Source organism: Ruegeria sp. TASC047 (assembly GCF_059612445.1).
The window spans coordinates 1-22,217 of sequence record NZ_JBXWQP010000052.1 but is presented as its reverse complement, the minus strand read 5'-3'; the positions used below and the strand labels follow the sequence as shown (position 1 = coordinate 22,217).

The 22,217-nt window shown below is 55.9% G+C and carries 20 protein-coding genes and 5 pseudogenes; 17 read left to right on the top strand and 8 right to left on the bottom strand.

The annotated features are described in order from the left end of the window. Nucleotides 1–102 precede the first annotated feature (102 nt). Nucleotides 103–555, bottom strand: a pseudogene (locus AC2FLO_RS18280) (IS5 family transposase); the annotation flags it as partial. Nucleotides 556–578: 23 nt separating this feature from the next. On the opposite strand from AC2FLO_RS18280, the gene tnpA reads away from it, so the two are divergent. From tnpA to tnpC, 4 genes and pseudogenes are all read left to right on the top strand, one after another. Continuing rightward, the gene (tnpA, locus tag AC2FLO_RS18275) at nucleotides 579–968 is read left to right on the top strand and encodes an IS66-like element accessory protein TnpA (RefSeq protein ID WP_496755020.1); all 390 of its coding nucleotides are present in this window, start codon (nucleotides 579–581) and stop codon (nucleotides 966–968) included. Further along, the gene (gene tnpB, locus AC2FLO_RS18270; protein WP_496755018.1) at nucleotides 965–1,198 is read left to right on the top strand and encodes an IS66 family insertion sequence element accessory protein TnpB; all 234 of its coding nucleotides are present in this window, start codon (nucleotides 965–967) and stop codon (nucleotides 1,196–1,198) included. The genes tnpA and tnpB (AC2FLO_RS18270) overlap by 4 nt, the downstream gene beginning before the upstream one ends. Continuing rightward, nucleotides 1,180–1,356, top strand: coding sequence for an IS66 family insertion sequence element accessory protein TnpB (tnpB, locus tag AC2FLO_RS18265; RefSeq protein WP_496755016.1), 177 nt, complete (start codon nucleotides 1,180–1,182; stop codon nucleotides 1,354–1,356). The genes tnpB (AC2FLO_RS18270) and tnpB (AC2FLO_RS18265) overlap by 19 nt, the downstream gene beginning before the upstream one ends. A 54-nt stretch (nucleotides 1,357–1,410) precedes the next feature. Further along, nucleotides 1,411–2,926 (top strand): annotated as a pseudogene (gene tnpC, locus AC2FLO_RS18260) (IS66 family transposase). A gap of 112 nt (nucleotides 2,927–3,038) precedes the next feature. On the opposite strand, the pseudogene AC2FLO_RS18255 reads toward tnpC, so the two are convergent. After that, nucleotides 3,039–3,224: pseudogene (locus AC2FLO_RS18255) on the bottom strand (DDE-type integrase/transposase/recombinase); the annotation flags it as partial. A gap of 287 nt (nucleotides 3,225–3,511) precedes the next feature. Here AC2FLO_RS18255 and AC2FLO_RS18250 point away from each other — a divergent pair. Beyond that, a complete protein-coding gene (locus AC2FLO_RS18250; protein WP_496755014.1) occupies nucleotides 3,512–4,411 on the top strand; it encodes an IS110 family RNA-guided transposase in 900 nt (299 codons plus the stop codon). Here AC2FLO_RS18250 and AC2FLO_RS18245 read toward each other — a convergent pair. Continuing rightward, nucleotides 4,395–5,151, bottom strand: a protein-coding gene (locus tag AC2FLO_RS18245) for an IS5 family transposase (protein ID WP_496755012.1) whose coding sequence is annotated in 2 segments (ribosomal slippage) — nucleotides 4,395–4,821 and nucleotides 4,820–5,151 — 759 coding nt in all. Because the reading frame shifts where the segments join, the coding sequence is not laid out codon by codon here. The two genes, AC2FLO_RS18250 and AC2FLO_RS18245, sit on opposite strands and share 17 nt — an antisense overlap. Before the next feature lie 330 nt (nucleotides 5,152–5,481). On the opposite strand from AC2FLO_RS18245, the gene AC2FLO_RS18240 reads away from it, so the two are divergent. Then, complete coding sequence (locus AC2FLO_RS18240; RefSeq protein WP_496755022.1) at nucleotides 5,482–5,811, top strand: Pepco domain-containing protein; 330 nt, start codon at nucleotides 5,482–5,484, stop codon at nucleotides 5,809–5,811. 236 nt (nucleotides 5,812–6,047) lie between these two features. On the opposite strand, the gene AC2FLO_RS18235 is transcribed toward AC2FLO_RS18240, so the two are convergent. Then, nucleotides 6,048–6,965, bottom strand: coding sequence for a LysR family transcriptional regulator (locus AC2FLO_RS18235; RefSeq protein ID WP_496755011.1), 918 nt, complete (start codon nucleotides 6,963–6,965; stop codon nucleotides 6,048–6,050). A gap of 103 nt (nucleotides 6,966–7,068) precedes the next feature. Between AC2FLO_RS18235 and AC2FLO_RS18230 the strand changes: the two genes are divergently transcribed. The 10 genes and pseudogenes from AC2FLO_RS18230 to AC2FLO_RS18185 all read left to right on the top strand — a co-directional run bounded on the left by AC2FLO_RS18230 (nucleotide 7,069) and on the right by AC2FLO_RS18185 (nucleotide 15,598). Then, nucleotides 7,069–8,028 (top strand): tripartite tricarboxylate transporter substrate binding protein, encoded by a 960-nt coding sequence (locus AC2FLO_RS18230; RefSeq protein ID WP_496755009.1) that lies wholly within the window; start codon nucleotides 7,069–7,071, stop codon nucleotides 8,026–8,028. A gap of 73 nt (nucleotides 8,029–8,101) precedes the next feature. Continuing rightward, entirely contained in the window at nucleotides 8,102–8,572 is a 471-nt protein-coding gene (locus AC2FLO_RS18225) for a tripartite tricarboxylate transporter TctB family protein (protein WP_496755007.1), read from the top strand. Nucleotides 8,573–8,577: 5 nt separating this feature from the next. Beyond that, a complete protein-coding gene (locus AC2FLO_RS18220) occupies nucleotides 8,578–10,092 on the top strand; it encodes a tripartite tricarboxylate transporter permease (RefSeq protein ID WP_496755006.1) in 1,515 nt (504 codons plus the stop codon). Beyond that, on the top strand, nucleotides 10,085–11,221 hold the full coding sequence (locus tag AC2FLO_RS18215; RefSeq protein WP_496755004.1) for a lyase family protein: 1,137 nt from the start codon (nucleotides 10,085–10,087) through the stop codon (nucleotides 11,219–11,221). The genes AC2FLO_RS18220 and AC2FLO_RS18215 overlap by 8 nt, the downstream gene beginning before the upstream one ends. A 91-nt stretch (nucleotides 11,222–11,312) precedes the next feature. Beyond that, nucleotides 11,313–11,906 carry a TetR/AcrR family transcriptional regulator gene (locus AC2FLO_RS18210; RefSeq protein ID WP_496804064.1) on the top strand — a complete coding sequence of 198 codons (594 nt, stop codon included), beginning with the start codon at nucleotides 11,313–11,315 and terminating at the stop codon, nucleotides 11,904–11,906. After that, nucleotides 11,903–12,154 carry a hypothetical protein gene (locus AC2FLO_RS18205; protein ID WP_496755002.1) on the top strand — a complete coding sequence of 84 codons (252 nt, stop codon included), beginning with the start codon at nucleotides 11,903–11,905 and terminating at the stop codon, nucleotides 12,152–12,154. Before AC2FLO_RS18210 ends, AC2FLO_RS18205 begins: the two co-directional genes overlap by 4 nt. Nucleotides 12,155–12,157: 3 nt before the next feature. Continuing rightward, a complete protein-coding gene (locus AC2FLO_RS18200; protein ID WP_496755000.1) occupies nucleotides 12,158–13,312 on the top strand; it encodes an aromatic ring-hydroxylating oxygenase subunit alpha in 1,155 nt (384 codons plus the stop codon). Next, nucleotides 13,309–14,373, top strand: coding sequence for a 2Fe-2S iron-sulfur cluster-binding protein (locus tag AC2FLO_RS18195; protein ID WP_496754999.1), 1,065 nt, complete (start codon nucleotides 13,309–13,311; stop codon nucleotides 14,371–14,373). Before AC2FLO_RS18200 ends, AC2FLO_RS18195 begins: the two co-directional genes overlap by 4 nt. Next, on the top strand, nucleotides 14,366–14,932 hold the full coding sequence (locus tag AC2FLO_RS18190; protein WP_496754997.1) for a hypothetical protein: 567 nt from the start codon (nucleotides 14,366–14,368) through the stop codon (nucleotides 14,930–14,932). The genes AC2FLO_RS18195 and AC2FLO_RS18190 overlap by 8 nt, the downstream gene beginning before the upstream one ends. A gap of 114 nt (nucleotides 14,933–15,046) precedes the next feature. Then, nucleotides 15,047–15,598: pseudogene (locus AC2FLO_RS18185) on the top strand (tyrosine-type recombinase/integrase). Between the two features lie 19 nt (nucleotides 15,599–15,617). Here AC2FLO_RS18185 and AC2FLO_RS18180 read toward each other — a convergent pair. The 4 genes and pseudogenes from AC2FLO_RS18180 to AC2FLO_RS18165 all read right to left on the bottom strand — a co-directional run bounded on the left by AC2FLO_RS18180 (nucleotide 15,618) and on the right by AC2FLO_RS18165 (nucleotide 20,113). Beyond that, nucleotides 15,618–16,328 (bottom strand): IS6 family transposase, encoded by a 711-nt coding sequence (locus AC2FLO_RS18180; RefSeq protein ID WP_496754995.1) that lies wholly within the window; start codon nucleotides 16,326–16,328, stop codon nucleotides 15,618–15,620. A 325-nt stretch (nucleotides 16,329–16,653) separates the two neighbouring features. Continuing rightward, nucleotides 16,654–17,175: pseudogene (locus AC2FLO_RS18175) on the bottom strand (IS6 family transposase); the annotation flags it as partial. 524 nt (nucleotides 17,176–17,699) lie between these two features. Continuing rightward, nucleotides 17,700–18,809 (bottom strand): ParB/RepB/Spo0J family partition protein, encoded by a 1,110-nt coding sequence (locus AC2FLO_RS18170; protein WP_496754993.1) that lies wholly within the window; start codon nucleotides 18,807–18,809, stop codon nucleotides 17,700–17,702. Beyond that, nucleotides 18,806–20,113, bottom strand: a complete 1,308-nt coding sequence (locus tag AC2FLO_RS18165; protein WP_480483587.1) for an AAA family ATPase — start codon at nucleotides 20,111–20,113, stop codon at nucleotides 18,806–18,808. Before AC2FLO_RS18165 ends, AC2FLO_RS18170 begins: the two co-directional genes overlap by 4 nt. A gap of 469 nt (nucleotides 20,114–20,582) precedes the next feature. Here AC2FLO_RS18165 and AC2FLO_RS18160 point away from each other — a divergent pair, with 469 nt between their 5' ends. After that, nucleotides 20,583–21,266, top strand: coding sequence for a DnaA N-terminal domain-containing protein (locus AC2FLO_RS18160; RefSeq protein WP_496754991.1), 684 nt, complete (start codon nucleotides 20,583–20,585; stop codon nucleotides 21,264–21,266). The last annotated feature ends 951 nt before the right edge of the window (nucleotides 21,267–22,217 follow it).

Sequence of the window (22,217 nt, the reverse complement as noted above, 5' to 3'; positions counted from 1 at the left end):
ATACGTCTGCAAGATCTGGACTTTAGAGCCAGATCGATTCATCCTAAATCCGATCCACCAAATGCCGGGACTGAACAATTAGGGTCAGGACTCGTTCTTGCTTCATAACCAGAATATGACAGTGGCGGCGAGAGCAATGGCGGAGAGGGAGACCTTTGGGCACCTGTCATAGCGGGTTGCCACACGCTGCCAATCCTTGAACCTGCCGAACATAATTTCGATCCGATTGCGCCGCTTGTAGCGGTGTTTGTCGTATTTGACGGTGGCCTTGCGTTGCTTCCGACCAAAGATACATGCGCGTATCCCTTTGTCTTTCAGGGCTTCTCCGACCTAATGGGCGTCGTACCCTCGATCTCCGAGCAGCCATTCGGCATTGGGCAGGCTGCTCAAAAGTGCCTTTGCCCCGATGTAATCACTGACCTGCCCGGCGGTAACAAAGAGATTCAAAGGTCGCCCTTTGCTGTCACAGATGGCGTGCAACTTGGTATTCATGCATAAGCGGTGCTTTGGCCCCACCTTCCTTGTGAGCGTGTGATCTGCGAGTCCCTGTGTGATGTAGTTATGCAGGGATTTTCTCCATGGAGCGCTCAACGGAGTTTCTCACGGATATTGATGCGTTTGTTGGGCCTCGGGGCCATCGCCGGTGGCCGGATGCGGTGAAGGCGAGGATTGTGGCCGAGACGCTGGTTGAGGGAGCGACGGTCCGGGATGTTGCAGCGCGGTATGATGTCAGGGCCAATCACTTGTCGTCGTGGCGTCGGCTGGCGCAGGAGGGCAAGCTGGTGCTGCCAGCCTTGCCCGAGCCGGAGCCTACATTTGCACCGATGGTTATCGAAGATTTAAAGGACCGTCCGGTGGCAGCTGAAGACGCAACGCTTGAAATTGTCTTCGGCGATGTTGTGATCCGGTTGGACGCGGCAGCCCCGACCGCGCGGATTGCGGAGATTGTCCGGGCGCTCGGTGAATGATCTTCCCGTCGAACTGGGTGCGGATCGTGGTGGCGACCAAACCTGTGGACTTCCGCAAGGGCCATGACGGGCTGGCGGCGCTGGTGAAGAACGAGCTGCGCAAGGAACCGTTCACCGGGACGGTGTTTGTGTTCCGGGCCAAGCGGGCGGATCGGCTGAAGCTGCTTTACTGGGACGATGAGCCATTGGAACGCCATTGGTCCGAGAGACAATGGCGAATGGGCTGGTGATGACGTATAAGCGGCTGGAGGAAACGACCTTCACTTGGCCTGGGGTCCGGGATGGTCCGATGTCGCTTAACAACGCTCAGTTCGAGGCGCTGTTCGCTGGGCTCGACTGGCGTAAAGTCAAGGCTCTGGCGGCGCGTCCGCCGGCTGCGGCACAGTGACTCGGCGCCGCGTTTGGGCGGGCATCCGGTTGCTGATCTTGATAGATCGGTGCCATGATTGCGACGGCTGATCTTCCTGATGACATCGATGCGCTAAAGGCCATGATCGTGGCCCAGGGCGAGCAGAATGCGCGTCTGGAAACCTTGGTCGCGGCGCTCAAGCAGGACCTCTTCAGGCGCAAATCCGAGAAGGCCAATCCGGATCAGTTCGAGCTGGCGTTGGAAGATATCGAGACCGGGATTGCGTAACTCGAGGCCGCTGGCGAGGCCAATCCGCTGGTCACACCGACACAAACCTCGAAGCCGCGCAAGACCAACCGGGGATCGCTATCGAAATACCTGCCGCGCATCGAAGAGGTGATCGAGCCCGAGACCACAATCTGTGGCTGCGGCCATGATCGACACGTCATTGGCGAAGATGTCAGCGAACGGTTGGATATCGTGCCTGCGCAGTTCCGTGCAATTGTCACACGGCGCCCGAAATATGCATGCCGGTCCTGCGAGGGTGGCATCCTCCAGGCTCCGGCACCGGCGCATCTGATCACCGGTGGCATGCCGACCGAGGCCACAGTGGCGCATGTGATTGTCAGCAAATACGCTGATCATTTGCCGCTCTACCGCCAGGCGCAGATCTACAGCCGCCAGGGCATCGATTTGGACCGTTAGACACTCGCGGCCTGGATCGGTCGGGCAGCGTTTGAACTGACCCCGGTCTATGACGCGCTGCTAGACGATCTGAAACGTTCCAACAAGCTGTTCATGGACGAGACCACGGCACCGGTCCTGGATCCCGGACGCCGTGAAACAAAGACGGGATACCTCTGGGCGCTCGCCCATGACGACCGCCCCTGGGACGGAGACGATCCACCCGGCGTGGCCTTCACCTATGCGCCAGGTAGATCTGGGCAATATGCAGATCAGATTCTGAAAGGCTTCAGCGGCATCCTGCAGGTCGATGGCTATGCGGGCTATAACCGGCTGCTCAAACGGCCCGTGCAGGATATTGAACTAGCCTATTGCTGGGCACATGCCCGGCGCAATTTGCACGAGGTATCTCAGACCGGCACCACGCCCATCGCAGACGAGGGCCTTCGCCAGATCGCCGCCCTCTACCAGATCGAAAAGGACATCCGCGGCCAGAGCCCCGAGGCGCGCCAGACTGCCCGGCAGGAACGGTCAAAAACCGATCATCGATGAATTTGAAGTCTGGCTCGCCGCCAATCGCGCACGTGTCTCGGCCAAATCCCCACTCGGCGAGGCCCTCAAATGCATCGCAAAATACTGGGGCGGCCTGACCCTGTTCCTTGACGACGGCCGCATCGAAGTCGACAACAACGCCGTCGAACGCTCCATTCGGCCCATCGCGTTCAACAGAAAGAACGCCCTCTTCGCAGGCCACGACGCCGGAGCACAAAATTGGGCCATGATCGCGTCATTGATCGAGGCCTGCAAATTGAACGCCATCGACCCCCACGCATGGCTGGCCACCACCCTCCAGGCCATCGTTAACGGACACAAACAATCCCGGATCGATGAACTCATGCCTTGGAACTACGCCCAGACCGTGTGAACTGCGAACCGCTTACATTCATGCCGCCTTTGGTTCTACCGATCAAGCGACCGCGTCCCCGGTTCTGTCGCAAACTTTTGGAACTGCCAGAGTAGCGACTTACTGGACATACCTATCCTGCGATCTCAGCAAACATCCGAAAGCCAGAGGTCGTATCAATGGGGAATTGCTGCTTTCGGATCATGTTTGCGACCTCGATGCCGTCCAGAGTAGCCGATGCGGATCTGAACGATTTGAACCCGCACATGTGCCGCACGCGACGCTTGATAAACCGATAATCCTGCTCGATCAGGTTATTATCCGGCATGAAGGAGCTCGACGCTCCAATCGGAAGTGTTGAAGGCTTCGATGTGGATTAGAATTGATCCACCGGGATTGGGGCGTTGGGAGCACGAATGGCGGGCAGGCCGAAGTATCTGATGAGCTGCAAGCTCGAGTTGTTATCTGGCCGCCCCTTCGACTTGCCCGCCGCTACCGGTGCTTGAACCGGTGGCGCCTTCGGTAGCGACCACTGCGAGCGCGGATCCGTAGTTGTCGTGTGGCCTGCTGGCTCCCTTGGTTACTCACCTTGGAAAGGAGCCCGCTATGAAAATCATTGCGCTTGATGTGCATCGCACCTTTGCTCAGGTGGCGATTTTGGAGAATGGTAAGATCCGGGACGCAGGTCGCCTCGAGCTTGAGCGAGAACACATCCTGAAGTTTGCAGAGCGGCTGAATGTAGAGAACGAGATCGTCCTGGAAGCGACAGTCAACACAAAGGCCATCGTGCGGCTGCTGTCACCCTTTGTAGGCCGTGTCGTCATCTCAAACCCACTGCTCGTTCGTGCCATCGCCAGGGCCAAAGTCAAGACCGACAAGATCGATGCAAGTGTTTTGGCGAAGCTTCTCGCTAGCGGCTTTCTGCCCGAAGTCTGGATGCCGGATGAAGAAACGGAACGGTTGCGTCGGGTCGTGGCTGAGCGGGTGCAGTTGGTTTCCCAGATGACCCGTCTCAAGAACAGGATCCATTTGGTGCTGCATGCCAATCTGATCCCGCCGTACGATGCGTCTCTTTTCACAAAGCGTGGGAAGAAATGGCTGGCGGAACAACCTGTCGCGCAAGACCAGCGCCGCGTAATCCTCCGTCATGCCGGCGAGCTGGACCGTCTCAGTCTCGAGCTGAAACAGATCGACGAAGACCTTGCACAGACAGCACTTCAGGAGCCGCGCGTGAAACAGCTGATGACAATCACCGGCGTCAACATGATCGTTGCTCTGAGCGTTCTGGCGGCAATTGGCGATATCGGGCGCTTCTCGTCTCCGGAGAAACTCGTCAGCTATTTCGGTCTCAATCCCCGAGTACGCCAATCTGGAGACAAAGCCGCCTATCATGGCCGCATCACTAAGCAGGGACAGTCGCATGCATGGGCGATGCTGGTGGAAGCAGCCTGGTCGGTCTCCCGCACGCCACGACCACTAGGGTCAGGATTCATAACCAATAGATGACGGTTGCCGCGAGCGCGATGGCCGAGAGAAAGATCTTTGGGCATCTATCGTATCGGGTCGCCACGCGCCTCCAGTCCTTGAGCCTGCCGAACATGATCTCTATGCGGTTGCGCCGCTTGTATCTCCGCTTGTCGTATTTGACCGGTGTCTTGCGTTGCTTTCGGCCGGGGATGCAGGCTCGTATCCCCTTGTCCTGCAAGGCTTCTCGGAACCAGTCGGCGTCATAGCCGCGATCCCCGAGCAGGCAGTCGACCTTTGGCAGGCTACTGAGCATGGCCCGCGCCCCGATGTAGTCGCTGACCTGCCCGGCGGTGACAAATAGGTTGAGCGGTCGGCCTTGGCTGTCGCAGATGGCGTGCAACTTGGTTTTCATGCCGCCCTTGGTCCTGCCGATGAGGCGTCCACGCCCCTTTTTTCGCGGCCAAGCTGGTTGCGGTACGGTGGGCCTTCAGATAGGTTGCGTCGTTCATCACGGTCTTTTCATCGCCGTGTTCGGCGGCCAACCCGATCATCATCCTGGCAAAGGTGCCTTTCTCGCTCCAACGCTTCCACCGGCTGTAGAGCGTCTTGTGTGGACCATATTCCCTGGGCGCATCGCGCCAGCGCAACCCATTGCGATTGATTAAAATAATCCCGCTCAGGACACGCCTGTCATCGACGCGTGGCTTGCCGTGCGACTTCGGGAAGAAAGGGACAAGCTTGGCCACCTGCTCGTGGGTCAGCCAGTAAAGGTCGCTCATGTCACCACTCCGTTTTCCGAGCCGTGAATCACGCAGCGCGCTGAAAATCAATGCATCCTGACCCTAGCTCAGTTACCGGCTACGTCACAGATATTTCTGCGCACGCAAAATATTCCGGGTCTGGTATTACTATGATCCTTTGTCATGATGGCCTTGGTCAAAGTGGCGATAGTGGCTCACTGGTCGAAGTAAGTGGCAAACCCACTGCGATGCATTTGTCCAAGATTAAGCTCGACACTGGCGGCTATGAGTCTCGAACCACATTGCTGCAACAAATTGAGAAACTATTGGATGCAGACTTATTCAGATAGGAGACAGTCATGAGTGAAGATGGACAGTTTTTTGATTGTACCCGGCCAACAAGGCCCAGCAGCTCAAACCATACCAGACGATACAGTTGATGATCAGGGACTTGGCGACACTATCAAGGAGTTTTTTGGTATCCGAAAGGAAGTGCCAGCTGAAGCATCGACAGTGCAGCAGCAGATCACCAGCTATGTTAAAATTATCAAGGGTGTCGCCGAAGAGGAAGCGAAGAAGCAAGAGGCTATCAAGCTATCAGAAATAACGATCAGCCTTACCTTGTCAGCGGAGGGAAACATAGGAATTGCATCGACTTCTGCCGAGGCTGGGATATCGCTGGTCTTCAAGCGAAGCTAAGGTTGGCTAATCGTTGGATTTTGTTTGACGGATCACACCATACCTATAACAGTCTCAGATTACGTCACTGAAGCGGTGAAGTTTGCATAACTCTTCCGGCCCATAAGAGACATTCGTCGCAGTCACTGGTGCCGCAGTGCGGCTTCACCAGACCGGCCATTCGCTGCAAACGCGAGATTTGAACGAATGACTGGTCCAGGAACGCTTGGATGGTTTCAATTTTTCCAACCACCCTTTTATTCAGTCAGATTTCGCATTGTGCTGCTTGGGCTGCATACACGCCTCACATGCTCCACCAACTTTTTTTGAAACTGCTCGGCAATTTTTGTTGTTGGTCGGTTCCTGGGAACGAGCAACCCGAATGTCATCCACCTTTCAGGCTCGATTGGCACGCCCGCCAAGCGATCACCGAATGAATGCGCAACCATTTCGTCTGCGATCGTTATGCCCGCGCCTTCCGCCACAAGCGCACAGGCAAGTTGAGAGGACGAAACTTCATGTGTCGCCTCAGGTATGACGCCCGCCGAATTGAACGCATCGTCCAATTGATCGCGCAGCAACAGTCCCTGCATCAGTCGGATGACGGTTTCTTCGGCAAGCTGATCCGCCGTGACATATGCCTCGTTTGCCAGTGCATGATCCGTTGGCAAAATCGCTAAAGCGCGGACACGCACCAAGGGCACTGTTCTTATGTCGGGATGGCTAACAGGCAAAGCCGCAATACCGATATCGTATTCTCGCCCGGCCAACCATTTGCCGGCGTCTCGCCTTGCGCGCACATCCAGGGTGACGCTGACATCTGGATTCTCTTGCATAAACATCGCCACCGTAGGGGCCGACAAGAACTGAGCAATCCGCGGCATGGTCACAATACGCAGGCTTTCGGTGCGCCCGGCACGAATGTCTGAAGCGATGCGCGGCACTTCGTCGAGATTGTCAAGGATGCGCCCCGCCTCACGATAGAATGCAATTCCTTCACCTGTCGGGGTCAGGCTTCGTCCCGACCTGTCAAAAAGCTGAAGCTTGATTTCTGCTTCCAGGCCGCTGATCAACCGACTGATCGCTGGTTGGCTAAGGTGCATGACCTGGGATGCGGCGGCTAAGGAACCTTCAGAGAAGGCCAGTCTGAAGGCGCGAAGGGCTTTGATGTTCATCGTCTATCGCTTTACATTTTTGCAATAATAGATGTCATATTTGCAAATTTGGCAATCAAAAGTCCTGTTATGAATTGATTATCGAACAAACGGAGGAGCCGAAATGAGACGCAGAACATTCATAGGTGGCATGGCCGCGACCGCAGCGCTCGCCGCAAGCACAACCGCTTCATTCGCGGCAGACTGGCCAGGACGCCCGATCAACCTAGTGGTGCCTTACAAGGCGGGTGGCGGCACGGATGCCTATGCGCGTGCAATCTCGGCGGCAGCTGAGGGTATTCTAGATGTGCCGGTGGTTGTCGTGAATAAGCCGGGCTCAGGTGGCCTGAATGGCGCGAACTCGGTCGTCGGCGCACGGCCTGACGGTTACACCATGATGATGACCTCGGGCGGCTCGTTCCTGTTGTCCACCATGACGCGGGACACGGATATCGACGCGCTGGAAAGCTTCGAGTTCGTCGCCCAGGTCGGGCAACTGCGCACCTCGCTGATGGTGCCGATAAACAGCCCCTACCAGACGGTTCAGGATGTCATCGATGCCGCCAATGCCAACCCCGGGTCGCTTCGCTGGGCACATTCAGGTCGCGGCGGGTTCCATCATGTTGGGGGCTTGGGCTTCCTGGCCAACAATGGCATTGAAGCACAGGACGTTCCATTCAAGGGTGGCGGCCCGACCCGCGCGGCTCTGATTGGTGAGCAGGCCGACTTCGGATTTCTGGGCGTGCAGCAGTTGCGCGGCTTTGAAGAGCAGTTGCGCGCGCTGGCCGTCAACAGCGCGGATCGCGACACGATCATGACTGACGTGCCGGCCTTTGGCGAGTTGGGCGTTCCCTTCGCCGCTGTCTCTTCTCCGGTGATTGTCTTTGCTCCAAAAGGCACTCCCGCTGAAGTGGTGTCGGCCATGGAAGCTGCCCTTGCCGAGGTTACGGCAAAGCCACAGTTCGCCGAATTGCTGGCAGAGCGCGGCACTGGCCCGGTCTATGCCTCCGGCGCGGACGCCAAGGCGGGTCTGGCAGCCATGAAGAACGACGCCGCTCCTCTGGTTCAAAACCTGACAAACTGATGGCGCGCAGGCCTCGGGCCAGACGCTGCCCGGGCCCGGGGCGCAGTTTACAACTTCGGAAAAGGAGGGTGCCATGCGGAACATGGCTGAAGGGATCGTTCTGGGCATCCTGGCCCTGTTGGCCATCTGGGGCGCATGGCAGGTTCCGGGCGCAGGCCCTGGCGACACCTGGGCTGGCATCGTGCCTTTTGCTGCTTCGCTAGGATTGCTGGGGCTTTCGGGTCTGATGATTGCGAGCGCCGCGCGGGTAGGAGCGGGCGACCCGGTCGAAGACCCGCAAAGTGAAAGCTCGGTGTTCGATATTATTGTGTTGTTCGCTGTGGCGCTGATCTATCAGCAGTCCTTCCGCTGGTTCGGATATATCCTTCCGACAGCGATCGCAGCGCCGGTCGTGCTCTACATCTTCGGGTTGCGCAATTGGGTCGGTCTTGCCGCCTCAACCGTTCTTTGTCCGCTTGTCTTTCACATTCTCTTCTTTGTCTTGCTTGGCGTCTTCCCTCCCTATGGAGAGGTCTTCGACTTGGCTGACTGGCTTCGGGGGTAATTCCGATGGAGATCTTTCCCGCCCTGCTGACGGTCATCACAGACCCGACGCTTCTCTTCGCCATTGTGCTGGCTGCTGTAGTTGGCATGATCGTAGGGGCAACGCCCGGGCTGACCGCTTCGGCCGCCATCGCAATGCTCTTGCCCATGACGTTCTACATGTCGCCCCTTTTCGCGCTGGCATTCCTTTATGTGATTGGCAAATCCGGTCGCTATGGCGGCTCGATCGCGGCGATCCTGTTCAACACGCCGGGCACCGCTGCAAGTGCGGCGACGCAGATTGATGGCTATCCGCTTGCCCGGGCGGGCAAGGCAGGGAAGGCGATGAAGGTCGCGACGATCTCGTCTGTTATCGGCGATCTGATGGGTGACATCCTGCTTGTGGTCGGCGTCGGGTTCATTGCCGCAATTGCCTTGAAGTTGGGGCCACCCGAGACCTTCGCCATCTACTTCGCCGCCTTCGTGGTGATCGGGTCGGTGATCGGCAAGTCCATCGTCAAGGGCCTGGCGTCTGCCTTGCTTGGCATTCTGATGGCCATGGTTGGCCTTGACCCGATTTCAAGCGAGGAGCGCTATACCTTCGGATCTTTCGATCTGTCGAACGGCATTGGGTTGGTCCCGCTGATGATCGGTGTCTTTGTTCTAGGTGAGGTTTTTGCCCAGCTAGAAGAACGCAAGAAAGCGAAAGGTGACATCAAAGAAAATGAAAGCGATCCGACCGGCCATACGCTAACTTACGAAGAATACAAACCCTGCATCCCCCATGCCGTCCGAGGTGGTTTCATCGGGGCAGGCATTGGGGTGCTGCCCGGGCTTGGCTCGGCCATCGCGGCTTTCATTTCTTACGGCGAGGGCAAACGACGTGCCAAAAATCCTGAAGAATGGGGCAAAGGCGCCTTGGAGGGTGTTGCAGCCCCCGAGGCCGCAAACAATGCCGTCTCTGGCCCCTCGATGGCACCCCTTCTGACGCTTGGCATTCCGGGATCGACTATTGGCGCCATCCTGCTGGGTGTCTTTCTAATCCATGGCATCCAGGTCGGGCCCACCCTGTTCCTGACGGACAAGGAACTGGTGTATCAGCTTTTCGCCTGCGGCATGATCGGCATCCTGACCTATGGCATCATCGGATATTACGGGGCTACGCAGGTTGCTCGCCTAATCCTAAAAGTACCGGTCAATGTGCTCTACCCATTGATTTTCATGACAGCTTTTGTTGCTGCCTATTCGGCGCGCGGGTCGATGTTTGATGTCACCGTGATGACAGTCGCCGGGTTCGTCGGTTGGTTGATGCGCAAGTATGACTTCAATATCGCGGCTTTCGTAATCTCCTTCGTGCTTGCGAAAGGGGCAGAAGAGACGTTCCGCCAATCCCTGCTGATGTCTGACGGCGGGGCTTTGGTCTTCATCGAACGCCCTATCGCCGCTGCGTTCCTGTTGCTTGGGCTGGCCGCCATGGGGTTCCGCATCCGCTCGATCGTGAAAGAGCGGCAGGTCGCGGACGGTGGCTTAGGCGATGCTTGATTCAACCATCTTTCGTGACTGTTTTTCGTCCCCCGAGATGCGAAACATCTGGTCTGAACACGCGACGATTTCGGCGTGGCTCGAAACAGAGCAAGTTCTGGCCCGATGTCAGGCTGACCTGGGGCTGATCCCGAACGACGCGGCATCAGCGATTGAAGCAGTCCGCGTCACCAATTTGAGCGTGGAAGATCTGGCAATTGAAATGGCCCTGGTTGGTCGCCCCATCATTGGCCTAGTGAAGCAACTTCGCACGCTTATCCCGGCGCATGCCAACCACGTGCACTTCAATTCGACCACACAAGACATCATGGACACTGCCATGGTTGTTCAGATGAAGTTGGGGCTGGAGGGCATCCGAACCAGTGTGACCCGGGTGATTGATCGTCTGGACACTCACATCGGCACACACGCCTCGACAGTTCTGATCGGGCGCACCAATGGCCAGCACGCAGTGCCAATCGCGTTGGCGACAAAGTTGCAGGTTTGGCGGTCGGAACTGTTGCGCAGAGTTGAGGCACTGGAATTTGCCGCCTCCCGTGGTTTGAACGTTCAGGTCGGCGGGCCTGTCGGCGATCTTCGGGGGTATGAAAATGGCGCGGGGGAAAGCGTAAAGTCGGCCATGGCCAAGGCTCTGGGTCTAGGAATGGCCGACCCTCACTGGCAAAACGCACGGGACGGTGTGGCAGAAATTCTAGCGGCGCTTGGACTGCTCTGTGGATCGCTGTGCAAGATGGGCCACAACATCAACCTTATGTCTTCTTCAGACATCGCAGAGGCGTCCGAAGGCCATGTGAACGGCAAAGGCGCGTCGTCCTCGATGCACCACAAACGCAATCAACGAGCCTCGGAATTCCTGGAAGCTGTCTCGCGGCTTGGCCGACAACGCGCCGAGCAAATTGGCGAGTTCACCCTGCACCAGCATGAACGGTCCGGAGGGGCCTGGATCGGCGAATGGGCTCTTGTGCCCGAAGTCTTCTTGCTGACCTCCGGCGCGATCTCCTGGGCTGAAACCCTCCTGTCGAACATCACGTTTCATGCTGAGCGAATGGAGGATCGGGCTGAGGCCGTGACTGCCTTAAACCGGGGGGACACCGTGCATCGTGATGCGTTTGGCTCTCGGCTGAGTTAATTTATTGTCATTATTGCCAGTAAATAGAATCCATCTTACGTGCGATCCAACACAGCACCTTGTTGGTGCGCGCAAACGGAACGGATGGAACATGGTCGGACGCCCGACAAATAGAGATGAACGGTACCGCCAAGTGATGGAAGCCCTCGTGCGCTCTGTCGCGCGCTACGGGTTAGACGGGGCATCCTTGTCGCAAATCGCCAAGGAAGCGGGCCTCACACGCCCTTTGATCCGCCATCACATCGGGAACCGCGAAGACATGATCGCGGCCCTGACCGATTTTGTTCTCAAGAGCTTTGACGAACAAACGCAGACCTTGGTCGATTCCCTGCCAAAGGAAAGACCTTCAGACGCTCTGATCTCCTTTCTGTTCTCGAAAAATGCCGTTTGCGAGCCGGATATGGTTTTGGCCTTCGCAGCCCTTACGGCCCGCGCAGCAGACGATGCAAAGCTGCGGCACCGGTGCCGAAAGACACTTTTGGATTTCGAAGCGGCCGTCGCGGACACCCTGTGGCGCGACCATGCTGGCGCGGATGATGCCGCACTAAGCGCCACAGCCCACGGGATCACGGCGCTTTACTTCAACCTTACATCGCTGGCCCCTCTGGATATGCCACCGGCCTGGAAGACGCAGGCCGCCCGGGTCGCCCGCAACCTTTTGGAAGAATTGGACACCCCGACATGACCCAAGCCCGCCTGCTGAACTATGCAACCTTTGCCGCACTGATTTTCGCCACCGCGCTCGGCTATCAATCCTTATGGGGGCTTTTGTTCCTCTATTGGACGATCCCGAATGTCTATTCGGGGCACGCCTTCCTTCTGTCTGACGTGACACGCGACGATGACCCGATCCTGTTCTGGCTGATCCAGATTGCCTGGGTGGTTCTGGGCCTGATGCTGGTGGCGCTCGATTTCTTTCCTGTGGGAGGTTGATCCATGACACAGAAGCTGCACCTGTTGCCGGTCGAAGCCTACACCTCGCAAGACTGGTTCGACCGCGAAATGCGGGACATCTTTTCAAGAACCTGGCGCTATGCCGGGTTCATGGAAGATATCAGCGAGCCAGGGCAATACATCACCGTTCAGGCCGGATTGAACAACATCTTCATCGTGATGGGCCGTGACCGCCGCCTGCGCGCCTTCCACAACATCTGCCGTCATCGCGGCACGCAGTTAATCCGCGCCGTGGGCAAGACGCAAAAGGCGCTGACCTGCCCTTATCACGACTGGACTTATGATCTGGAAGGCAACCTGATCTCGGTGCCTGAAGAGCAGGAAGAGTTCGGCCAAGTCGACAAATCCTGTCTTGGCCTAAAGCCCGCCAAAGTCGACATCTGGAAGTCGATGCTCTTTGTCCATCCCGACCCGGATGCGCCCTCGATCGCCGAATGGTTCGGTCCGACCGAACCGCATATCGGCCCGCATGTGCCTGAAGAGTTGGTGGAGTATGACGAGCTGAATATCAGCTACGAGATCAAGGCCAACTGGAAGTTGGTCGTCGAAAACTACATCGACGTTTATCACCTGAGCCATCTGCATTCGAACACGCTGAAGATGTATGACCACAAATCCGCCAAGTACCACTGGCAAGGCCCGCACTACATGTTCTGGGAGCCACCGGCTGAGGCATTCCTGAACGATCAGGAAAACAAGCTGATCGCACCACGCGTCATTCCCGAGGATAAAAACGGAGCCTGGGTGCCGATGCTCTTTCCCGGCATTGGGCTCGCCGGGTCTGAAGATGGCTGGAATACTTTCATCATCGAACCGCTTAGTCCCGAATTGACCCGTGTCTCCAACCGGGGACGCGTGTCCAACAGCTCGGGTTGGGAATTTGCGAAACAAACCATGAAGTCCTCGAACTTCTGGACCAAGTTTGGTCTGAGCGGAAAGTACGCGGCACATGACGCCATGGGCGAAGATGACCCGATGGTCGCGGGCGACTTCACGGGTGAAGACATCTACGCCTGTGAACAGCAGCAGAAATCACTGAAATCTCCATATTTTGAAACGGGCCCCGCCGCGGTTGGCGAAAGCCCGGTGACCCAACACCAGAAAGTCGTTCTGGAGTGGTTGGGAGAAGTCGAATGAACGCGCGTAACTTTTATCCTTTGAGCGTTCTGGACACCCGCGAGGAAATCGGCGGCATGGCCAAGACCGTCATGTTCGACGTGCCAGCCGCTTTGCGCAATACATTCGCCTGGCGGGCGGGACAACACCTATCCTTTCGCTTTCAGATTGACGGGGAGGAACAGCGCCGCAGCTACTCGATCTCGTCCTCGCCCTTCACCGGCGATCCTTTGCGGATCACCGTGAAGCGGGTGAAGGAGGGCGTGGTCAGCAACCACATCAACGACACGTTGCGAAAAGGACATCTGATCGACGTGATGCCCCCTTTTGGCGGCTTCTGTCTTGATCCCGGTGCCACATCGCGTCGCACGCATTACTTCTTTGGCGCAGGCTCGGGGATCACGCCTTTGTACGCCATGCTAAGTTCGGTCATGGCGGCTGAACCCAACTCTTTTGCGCACCTGGCTTACGGCAACAACAACGAAAGAAGCATCCTGCTAGAGCAGGAATTGAACGCCCTCTGGGACGCGAACCCTGATCGCATGACGGTCCACCATGTCTTTTCCAAACCGGGCTGGTGGTCCAGTGCTGACTACCGGCGCAAGGGTATCATCGACAAAGAGGCTATCGAGGCATTGATCACTGAAAACCCGCCCTATGCGCAGGATGCCCAATATTACATCTGCGGCCCCGGTGGCATGAACAAGGGCGTGAAAGAGGCTCTGTTTTCCCTCGATGTACCCGCAAACCGCATCCACATGGAAAGTTATGGCGGGACAACGGAACTGGACACGAGCATTGAAGGTATGGCCGCAAAGGCAAAGGTGACATTGGGCGGCACGACCCATTCTATCGACATTGCCAAAGGTCAGACTGTGTTAGAGGCGGTCAAGGCAGCAAGTTTGAAGCCGCCGTTTTCCTGTCAGTCCGGCGTCTGTGGAGCCTGTCGGGCCAGTTTGGCTAAGGGCAAGGTCCAGATGCGCGCGAGAATAGCGTTAGAAGATCGTGATATTGCCAATGGAGCCATTCTCACCTGCCAGTCCTTACCAGCGACTGAAGACCTCTCACTCACCTATGACTAGGCGATTTGACGGCAACCAAGCCGGTGTCTTTTTCACGGCGACTATTATACTTGCACTGGCATCCTGGCCCGTCAGCTTCAATCTCGGGGCCTACGGCGAAGTGTTCTACACAAGCGCTCTGACGATCTGGATCGCATCCCTGGCCGCGTTGTTTGCAGGCATCATCATTGGGAAGACGGAAGACGGCGAAGCGTACTTCACCTTGTGGGGCTGCATCCTGCTGCTGATCCCGACATTGTCATTGACCAGCGTCCTTTGGAGCGAAACAACCCCGTTTTTGGTGCCGGTACTCGATTGGGGCATTCTTTTGTCATTGCCTTACATCGCGTACGTCCTGTTGATGGTATCCGCCCAAGAAGCACTAGAGCTGAACGACAAGCGGCTAATTGTTTGGCTCGCTATCGGGTTCTTCTGCCTCAACTCACTGAGCTACGTGGCCGGCGTCTTCAACTACGTCTTCCTGACTTGCGAAGATTTCGTCATCGCGGGTGATGAGGCTCCTGCAAGTTGCTGGAACAATCAAAGCGTGCAAAAAAGTCAGAGCGGTCATTCACGCTAAGCGCAGCAGGGCTCCTTCTTGATCATCGGATGGATTGCGACATCTTGTGATACGTTGCCTCAGTCAACGTCGGGTTGTCGTTTTGGGTGGGCATGGCGGATCGGAGGATCAGTCATGGAAACACCAAATCTACCAGCCATTCGCGCACTTCGCCCTGCATGGAACAAGGGCCGCATCGTCGGTCAGAAACGGCCATTGAAACCAAAGCAAGTATGGGCAATCCGGGTGCGACTTGAGTTGGCCGAGAACCATCGCGACCTCGTCCTGTTCGACATGGCCATCGACAGCAAACTTCGCGGATGTGATCTTGTGAAGATGAAGGTCGTTGACGTCATGGCGTCTGGTCAGATCAAGTAACGGGCGTCAGTTCTTCAAAGCAAAACCCAGAAACCCGTGCGCTTCGAGATTTCCGAGGGCACGCGAGCCTCTGTCGAGAAGTGGATGGAAGACGAGTTGATGGTCGGCTCAGAGTACCTTTGGCCTGGCCGCTTCCACGAGCGCCTGCATATCTCGACACACCAATATGCACGAATTGTCCGTGACTGGGTTACGTCAATCGGCTTGGAGGCAACAGCATATGGAACCCATTCGATGCGCCGGACCAAGGTGACTCAAATCTACAAGAAGACGGGCAGGTATTGTCAAGTTGTTTGCGACCGATTGTGAAGCATTAGAAAAGGCAGGGTCATGCTACCATTTCGGTGGTGTACTCGACCCAGATGCTGAACGCGTCGTTGCGGGCGTGGCGGTATGAGGTTGTAGTGAGTTTATAGCGGCGGGGACGGAATATCAGGTTGATCTGATCATGCGCGGACAGAAACCTCTGAGGTTGCCGGTGTGACTTGAACCGACCAAACAACTTCTCGCGCTTTCGGGTCTGCCTGTGCGAAACTTCGATCGCATTGTTCAACCCTTTATGGGCCCGGTGGTCAGCCTGCGTTGCCAAGGCTCTGACGGGCTTGATGTAGCTGCGCAACTTGTCCGTTATCACGACCCTTGGCTCACCAAACCGAGTGACCAGTCTTTTGAATAACCGCTTGGCCGCCTTTGCACTTCGCCGGGTTTGCACAAGGATATCGAGAACGTCGCCGTTCGCGTCAATGGCCCGCCACAACCAGTGCCTCTTGCCGCGGATTGTGATGACAACCTCATCCAAGTGCCATTTGTCGTTCGGCTTGGGGCAGTCGGGCCGGATGCAGGCAGCAAAATGCGCGCCAAAACGATTGAACCAGAGCCGAATGGTTTCCCGACTCACCATGACACCCCGTTCCGCCAAAAGATCTTCGACATCCGCAGTGCTCAAGGCAAACCGATGGTATGCCCAGACCGCGTAGGCAATGACCTCACGAGGATAGCGAAAGCCCTTCAGGCGCGACATGCTGGATGGTATGTTCATTCATTGCCTGTAGTCGTCTTCGAAACGCCAGACAACTTGGCAATACCCGAAGAATACATCTGGAGCCGTCCCGCTCTGTTGGACTGGAAGTTGAGAAAGCTGGAACTGACTGCCGGTTACCCCTCTCACCGCGGTGGCAGGACAAAGGGTTCCGCTGCTGACTACAGTTTGAAATCGGTGCGTGATCAGGAGAGAGAAGCTGTCGGTCACGCCGAAGAAGTTTACAGGCGCTTCGTCGCAAAGTGGAAACAGCGGTCACCAATGGCCACGCCCGTTTCTCCTCAGTAGCTCACCCAAAGACAAGAGCCGTGCACCTCAAAAAGCTCTTGTCAAATACATCCGTCAAATACTTTGACCTGACTGTTTGAATTTTGGCAGGGCAACCAAACCGATTAAGCATTTTGTTCACCTCTCGAATGCCCGCTGCGTTGGTTCCGCTTTTGTCGATGACGATCTTGCTCGGGATTCCATTTGAAGACAGCGCTTTGGCAAAGAACCTAGCTGCCGCTGGACGGTTCCTCCGCTCAGACAGCATAAAATCAAGGGTATCTGCTGCCTTGTCGACAGCCCTGTAAAGGTACATCCAATTGCTGCGAACACGAACATATGTCTCGTCCATGCGTCAGGAGCTCAGCGTTGGGCATTTCTTCGATTGCGATCTTGCTGCGATCATCGGTGAATACTTCACAACCCACCTGTTGAGAGTGGCATGGTCCACCTGAACGCCGCGTTCCGCCAGGATTTCTTCTAAGTCCCGATACGACACCGTGTAACGCAGGTAGAAATACACAGCGTACAAAACTGCATCCTTGGGGAAATGACAGCCCTTCAATGAGATCGTGCTCAAACAACATGTTCAAAACTATTCGACGAGTACAAACCGAGGATCACGCACGCGCGTCAACTAGACCCCAGAGGTTGCGACACATCTTTTTTGGGTGCTAAGCCAGAGCTGTTGGCATATATTGTAGTTTATGCAAGTCGCTAACACTACATATGCCTCAAATCACAACCGACTGATCTTCGACTGTAAACATCGCAACGATGCTTGCGCACTAGGTAAGTTTGACGTTCGGCGGGTCGGCGGGGTAAGCGCGACACTCCCGGCGCCGCCTGTTTTCGACAGAACGGAGATACATGCCTAAGCAGATTATGTCCATAATCGATATGTTGAGAAACTTTATACTTGGCTTGACAGCAAGCTTTGATATGCCGGTTACCCCGTTCACGCCATGGCCCGCGCCCTCCGGTTCAGCTAGGACAGTAGATGTACCCGACAATGTCACTCAAGGCCCCTACCCTTTGCGCGGCAAAACAAAAAAGGCGCCGAAACCTTTCCGACGCCTTCACCTGACTTGCTAGTTCGTGATCTTACCCGTGGGTAAGATCATCCTCCTCGGGAAGCGCATCGAGCAGCGCGGCAATTGCTGCCTCCAGTTTGCTTCGATCAACGCGGGTAAAATCCAGATCATACCGCACCTCAATCCTTCCACTAGAAGCAGCACATTTCGCGATCCCTGCCCTGCCCGAAACCTGAAAAGTTGTTTTTGCGCGGCGTGGTTTACCTGCACTGGCGGCCTCCGTCTTCTTCGAGGACACAGCTTCTGGCTCACCTAGAAATGACCTCAGAATTGCGACTTCACGCGCGCCATCCCGATCAGGCTCGCTCTTCAGTGCCTCGCTTACCTGGCGAACCAGACCTGGCGTCGCGTCAAATTTGCGCTTTAGCTCAACACCCACGTTTCGCGGAATGTCGTTCGGGTGGGTCAGAACTTTGTCCAGCATCAGCAGCAAACTGGCAAAAGACCGAATATAGCTGCGCTTTGTGTAGCTGGCAGATTTGAACAGCGTGGACACCGCCTTGTCGACATCGGGACAGTCATTCGCAGGGTCTTCGGAATATGCACGGGCGAGGGCACCCATTTCCGCAAATGAGATATCCTTTCGGATCAGGTTCTCGTCGACCATACGCCGATAACTGTTGTCCAGATTACCCGCATCAGAAATCCCCGCTGGAATTCTGGCGTAGGTTTCGTCACCGGTCTCATCGTACAAGGCACGATAGGCAGACAAACGGCGCATGCCCTGGATCAATTCATACAGCCCGTCCGACCTGCGCTCCAGGCGGATCGGGTTGGACAAGCCGATCTCCCTAATAGAGTCCTTAAGTTCATCCAGTTCTGGATCGGGACCGGGTTTGCGATCTCGTGTCAGCTTTTCCGTTACAACGTCGTTCAGCACCACTCGTTCTGTCACCAAACCTTCGGCTCTCAGCCGAACCAGTTCGTGTGCAAGACGATCGTTTTCTGCACGGATGGATTGCTCTGTCGATTGTTGATCACGCAAAGCGTCGGCATTTTCCGAAATTGCAGCGGCCATTGGGCCACGTCGTTTTTCGAAAACTTTATCCGGCACCTTACCAACAGGAATGTCATCCATAGCCGGTAGATCAATATCGAACATTCTCCGCTTGCGGCTCATGCGTCATCCTCCACCTTGTCCCAGGCCGATAACATTACGCCCCGGAATTCCTCATACACATTGTCGAAAGTTGAGCGGGCGCGCCGCCAGGTTTCGCGAGTCATTTCGCGGTAGTCCATTTCGTAGACGGAGCTCAGAAAACGTCCAGACTGCTCCACCGCACGGGTCATTTCCACCGGGTGCTGTGCGACGTGCTCGCCAAATACCTTCTTAAAGGCATCAAACATCGCCAGATGCAGCGCATTGCCCGGTTCATACCGCGTCAACAGGAACCGCAACTCACAGAAGGTTTTCGGCAACCCAATCTTACCCGTGGGTAAGGTTTTGTCGAACCCATAAGCCAGATCTTCCAACGCTTCTGCTAATTGTCCGATGAACGATGTGGTCGAGTCATATTCCCAATAGCCAGGACCCGAAGGGATATAAAGCATGTCTGCGGCAAAGACCGCGTTCATAGACTGGTATCCGATTGCGGGCGGGCAATCGAACAGAATGAGGTCATAAGCGTCATCCGGAATCTGATCCAGATACCGGGACACCGCCGCAAAGAAGGACCATTCGGGATTCAGGTGCCGGTACTGGGCCGACGCAAATTCAACAAAGGCTGCGTTCGCACAGGAAGGTATAGCATCGATCGTCGACCAGGAGGTCTTCTTGATGAAATCAGCAATTCGCAGATCGCCCAGGCCCATATCTGTTATCGCGGGCGGCAACTCCCGGCGGGGCAGGGCGGTTCCCGATTCTGCAGCGGCGGGGCGGTTATTCATGCGTTCTGTTTCACGAATGAGGTCACGCGCCATGATCCCCCAGACCGTATAATCTTCGGCCACATCTGTCAGCCCCATCGAATGGCTTAGTGTAGCCTGAGGGTCGAAATCCACCACAAGGACCCGATACCCATCCAGGGCGGCTGCATGGGCAAGATGCAGCGCCACGGTCGACTTTCCCGCGCCACCCTTGAAGTTTGCGACAGCCGCACGAATGGCGCGCTTGCCTTCAGGGCGAGGGGGCATCAGTGACTTACGATTAATCTTGAGCCGTCGCCGAAGTTCGTTCACCTCTTCCAGGCTGAACCAGCGCTGACGCCCGTCGGGCTCAACTTCGCCACCGGGCAGGGACGGATCGGCCGCAAGCTTTCCGCGAAAGGTTGACTGGTTCACCCGGAAAATCAGTTCGGACACTTCCCAGCTGGAGAACCGGCGGAGCGTTTTCTCCATCTCAGGGCTAAAGGTCTGCTGGCGAATCCACCCCTGCAACTTGAGGGACTGATTGCGCAATGCGTTCAGGTCTTCGTGCGTGTACATGCCTCGGGTCTCTTAGTTTGGAACGTAAATTTCTGCTCGTTTCCTATTTACGCTTGATTTGCACTTTACGCAAAAGAAATTATGATGAGAGTACGATCTTACCCGTGGGTAAGAAAACAAGGCCTTAAACCGTACGAAGCGATTCGGTAGACCCAGTGATTGCCAATAAGCCAGGAGGGCCCCCAGCGACCAGTATATAGGGGGACGTTATGGCCGGCACTGCCACATATAGGGGGACACTAAGGGCCCATAAGGGGACGCCCTGTATGACCCCCATCACCAATACTTCACCAAATTTCTTTTCGTTTTTTGAGTTTGAACTGCGCAAGATCTCGCGATGTTCCAGTCTTTGCTTGACAGAATCGAAGCTTTGGACGCTAATTAGACCAAGATGACGAAAAGCGTTGGCAAACGGCGCGAGATTGGCGGGACACACCCGCCAGAGGCAGACTGAGCGGTGAGAACGGGTATGCAACTTGCGAAACCGGTCGGGCGAAATGCGCCGGCTTTGAAATATGATATACTATCTGCTCTGACCGTTCATGCGCTGTCAGGCGACAAACACCGACAACGAAGTATTTTGCGTATCATTGCGTTGATTACGACCCGGTATAACTGGCGCAACAACGAATTATCCATTGGGCGGGAAGAAATTTCGCGCCTGTGGGCAGTGAACGAAAGAACCGTAAAGCGCGAAATGTCCAGATTTCGCACATTAGGTTGGGTAACGGTAAAACGGCCCGCTGCGCGGGGTCGTGTAGCCGTGTACGAGATCGATCTGAAACAAATCCTGATTGACACCGAAGAGGTGTGGCCTGTTATCGGATCGGACTTTCAAGCCCGGATGACTGACGTGCCGGAACTCGAAACCAATGTCGTACCCTTTGCAACCAAACCCAGTGCCCCTGACAGCCTAGCTGGGGATGTGTGGTCGCAGGTACAGACGATTCTACACGGGCGCGATCCGGAACTGTGGGCAAGCTGGTTTCAACATCTGTCCGAAGCTGAAAGGGCAGGGGGGCGTGTTGTCCTTATCGCACCGTCACGATTCATGGCCGATTATATTTCGCAGAAGTGGTCGGCGCGACTTCTGGCCGCCTACAGCCGTATTGATCCGGGCATCAGGACGGTTCGCGTGGACGCAGCCGAGTAACTGTCTTCGGCCTTGTTGCCCAATTGACATTCAATAGCACAAGTCGGATTTCGTTGTTCTTGACGTTCTTCAGCAATGTGCCAAGAACTTGGACACAGGTATCCAAATCATCATGACTGACACCTTGAACCAGATTTTTATACAACTCGTTCACTGTAGGAGCCAATTTTTCGAGCGCTACCTTGCCAGCAGACGTCAACCTGACCGCCCGGATGCGTTGATCAGTCGAATGTATGTTAGTTTAAACATGCCCCTGCCAGCACCTGAAACCATCACCCCGATGGATCACAGGCCGATGATGCACTAACAACCAACTTGGACCAGTCAAATGAGGCTGCTGAGGGGCATGGAATCCGAGCGACGCATCTGCCGCGCGTTCGGACAACTCGCATCCATACAGCGGCACACCCCGTAAGGTTGTTCCGGCAAGGACATGTAGTTAGCCGACATGTTCGAGCTGACCCGTCAGCACTGTTGATATGGCTATCGTAGGATCGCCGCATCAGGTAGGCCCAAAAGAGCCAAGCTCAATTCGCCAACCCGGCTTCCCGAAGATCTCCAACAAACCTTTCAAGATCGCGCTTTTGTAGGTTTTCGAATGCCAGACAGGCGCGCGCGCAGGTCATGTCAGGGCGTTTTTCTTTGCTCTGGCGGATCATTTCTTTCGCCTGGTCTTTGGCTTTCTGCCGTATCAGTATTGCCGCCAACACATACCGACCGAATGGTTCAACGGATTTGCCCTCTAAAGCTGTTCTCGCACAAGTTTCTGCCTGATCAAAACTGTCGAGCACATAAAGGCAAAAGGCCTTGGCCAACAGTTTCACCTTGAAATAAGGACCCGATGGCCCAAACCGGGTTGCGGTCTCGAAATGCACTAGGGTCAGGACCCATTGATTTCTGCGGGGTTGCGTGATTCACGGTTCGAAAAACGAGCGGTGAACATGGCTGATC

Bases quoted from the DNA above. Each gene is read 5' to 3' on its own strand.
- tnpA (WP_496755020.1), top strand. From the start codon at position 579: ATGGAGCGCTCAACGGAGTTTCTCACGGATATTGATGCGTTTGTTGGG.
- tnpB (WP_496755018.1), top strand. From the start codon at position 965: ATGATCTTCCCGTCGAACTGGGTGCGGATCGTGGTGGCGACCAAACCT.
- tnpB (WP_496755016.1), top strand. From the start codon at position 1,180: ATGGCGAATGGGCTGGTGATGACGTATAAGCGGCTGGAGGAAACGACC.
- AC2FLO_RS18250 (WP_496755014.1), top strand. From the start codon at position 3,512: ATGAAAATCATTGCGCTTGATGTGCATCGCACCTTTGCTCAGGTGGCG.
- AC2FLO_RS18240 (WP_496755022.1), top strand. From the start codon at position 5,482: ATGGACAGTTTTTTGATTGTACCCGGCCAACAAGGCCCAGCAGCTCAA.
- AC2FLO_RS18235 (WP_496755011.1), bottom strand. From the start codon at position 6,965: ATGAACATCAAAGCCCTTCGCGCCTTCAGACTGGCCTTCTCTGAAGGT.
- AC2FLO_RS18230 (WP_496755009.1), top strand. From the start codon at position 7,069: ATGAGACGCAGAACATTCATAGGTGGCATGGCCGCGACCGCAGCGCTC.
- AC2FLO_RS18225 (WP_496755007.1), top strand. From the start codon at position 8,102: ATGCGGAACATGGCTGAAGGGATCGTTCTGGGCATCCTGGCCCTGTTG.
- AC2FLO_RS18220 (WP_496755006.1), top strand. From the start codon at position 8,578: ATGGAGATCTTTCCCGCCCTGCTGACGGTCATCACAGACCCGACGCTT.
- AC2FLO_RS18215 (WP_496755004.1), top strand. From the start codon at position 10,085: ATGCTTGATTCAACCATCTTTCGTGACTGTTTTTCGTCCCCCGAGATG.
- AC2FLO_RS18210 (WP_496804064.1), top strand. From the start codon at position 11,313: ATGGTCGGACGCCCGACAAATAGAGATGAACGGTACCGCCAAGTGATG.
- AC2FLO_RS18205 (WP_496755002.1), top strand. From the start codon at position 11,903: ATGACCCAAGCCCGCCTGCTGAACTATGCAACCTTTGCCGCACTGATT.
- AC2FLO_RS18200 (WP_496755000.1), top strand. From the start codon at position 12,158: ATGACACAGAAGCTGCACCTGTTGCCGGTCGAAGCCTACACCTCGCAA.
- AC2FLO_RS18195 (WP_496754999.1), top strand. From the start codon at position 13,309: ATGAACGCGCGTAACTTTTATCCTTTGAGCGTTCTGGACACCCGCGAG.
- AC2FLO_RS18190 (WP_496754997.1), top strand. From the start codon at position 14,366: ATGACTAGGCGATTTGACGGCAACCAAGCCGGTGTCTTTTTCACGGCG.
- AC2FLO_RS18180 (WP_496754995.1), bottom strand. From the start codon at position 16,328: ATGAACATACCATCCAGCATGTCGCGCCTGAAGGGCTTTCGCTATCCT.
- AC2FLO_RS18170 (WP_496754993.1), bottom strand. From the start codon at position 18,809: ATGAGCCGCAAGCGGAGAATGTTCGATATTGATCTACCGGCTATGGAT.
- AC2FLO_RS18165 (WP_480483587.1), bottom strand. From the start codon at position 20,113: ATGTACACGCACGAAGACCTGAACGCATTGCGCAATCAGTCCCTCAAG.
- AC2FLO_RS18160 (WP_496754991.1), top strand. From the start codon at position 20,583: ATGCAACTTGCGAAACCGGTCGGGCGAAATGCGCCGGCTTTGAAATAT.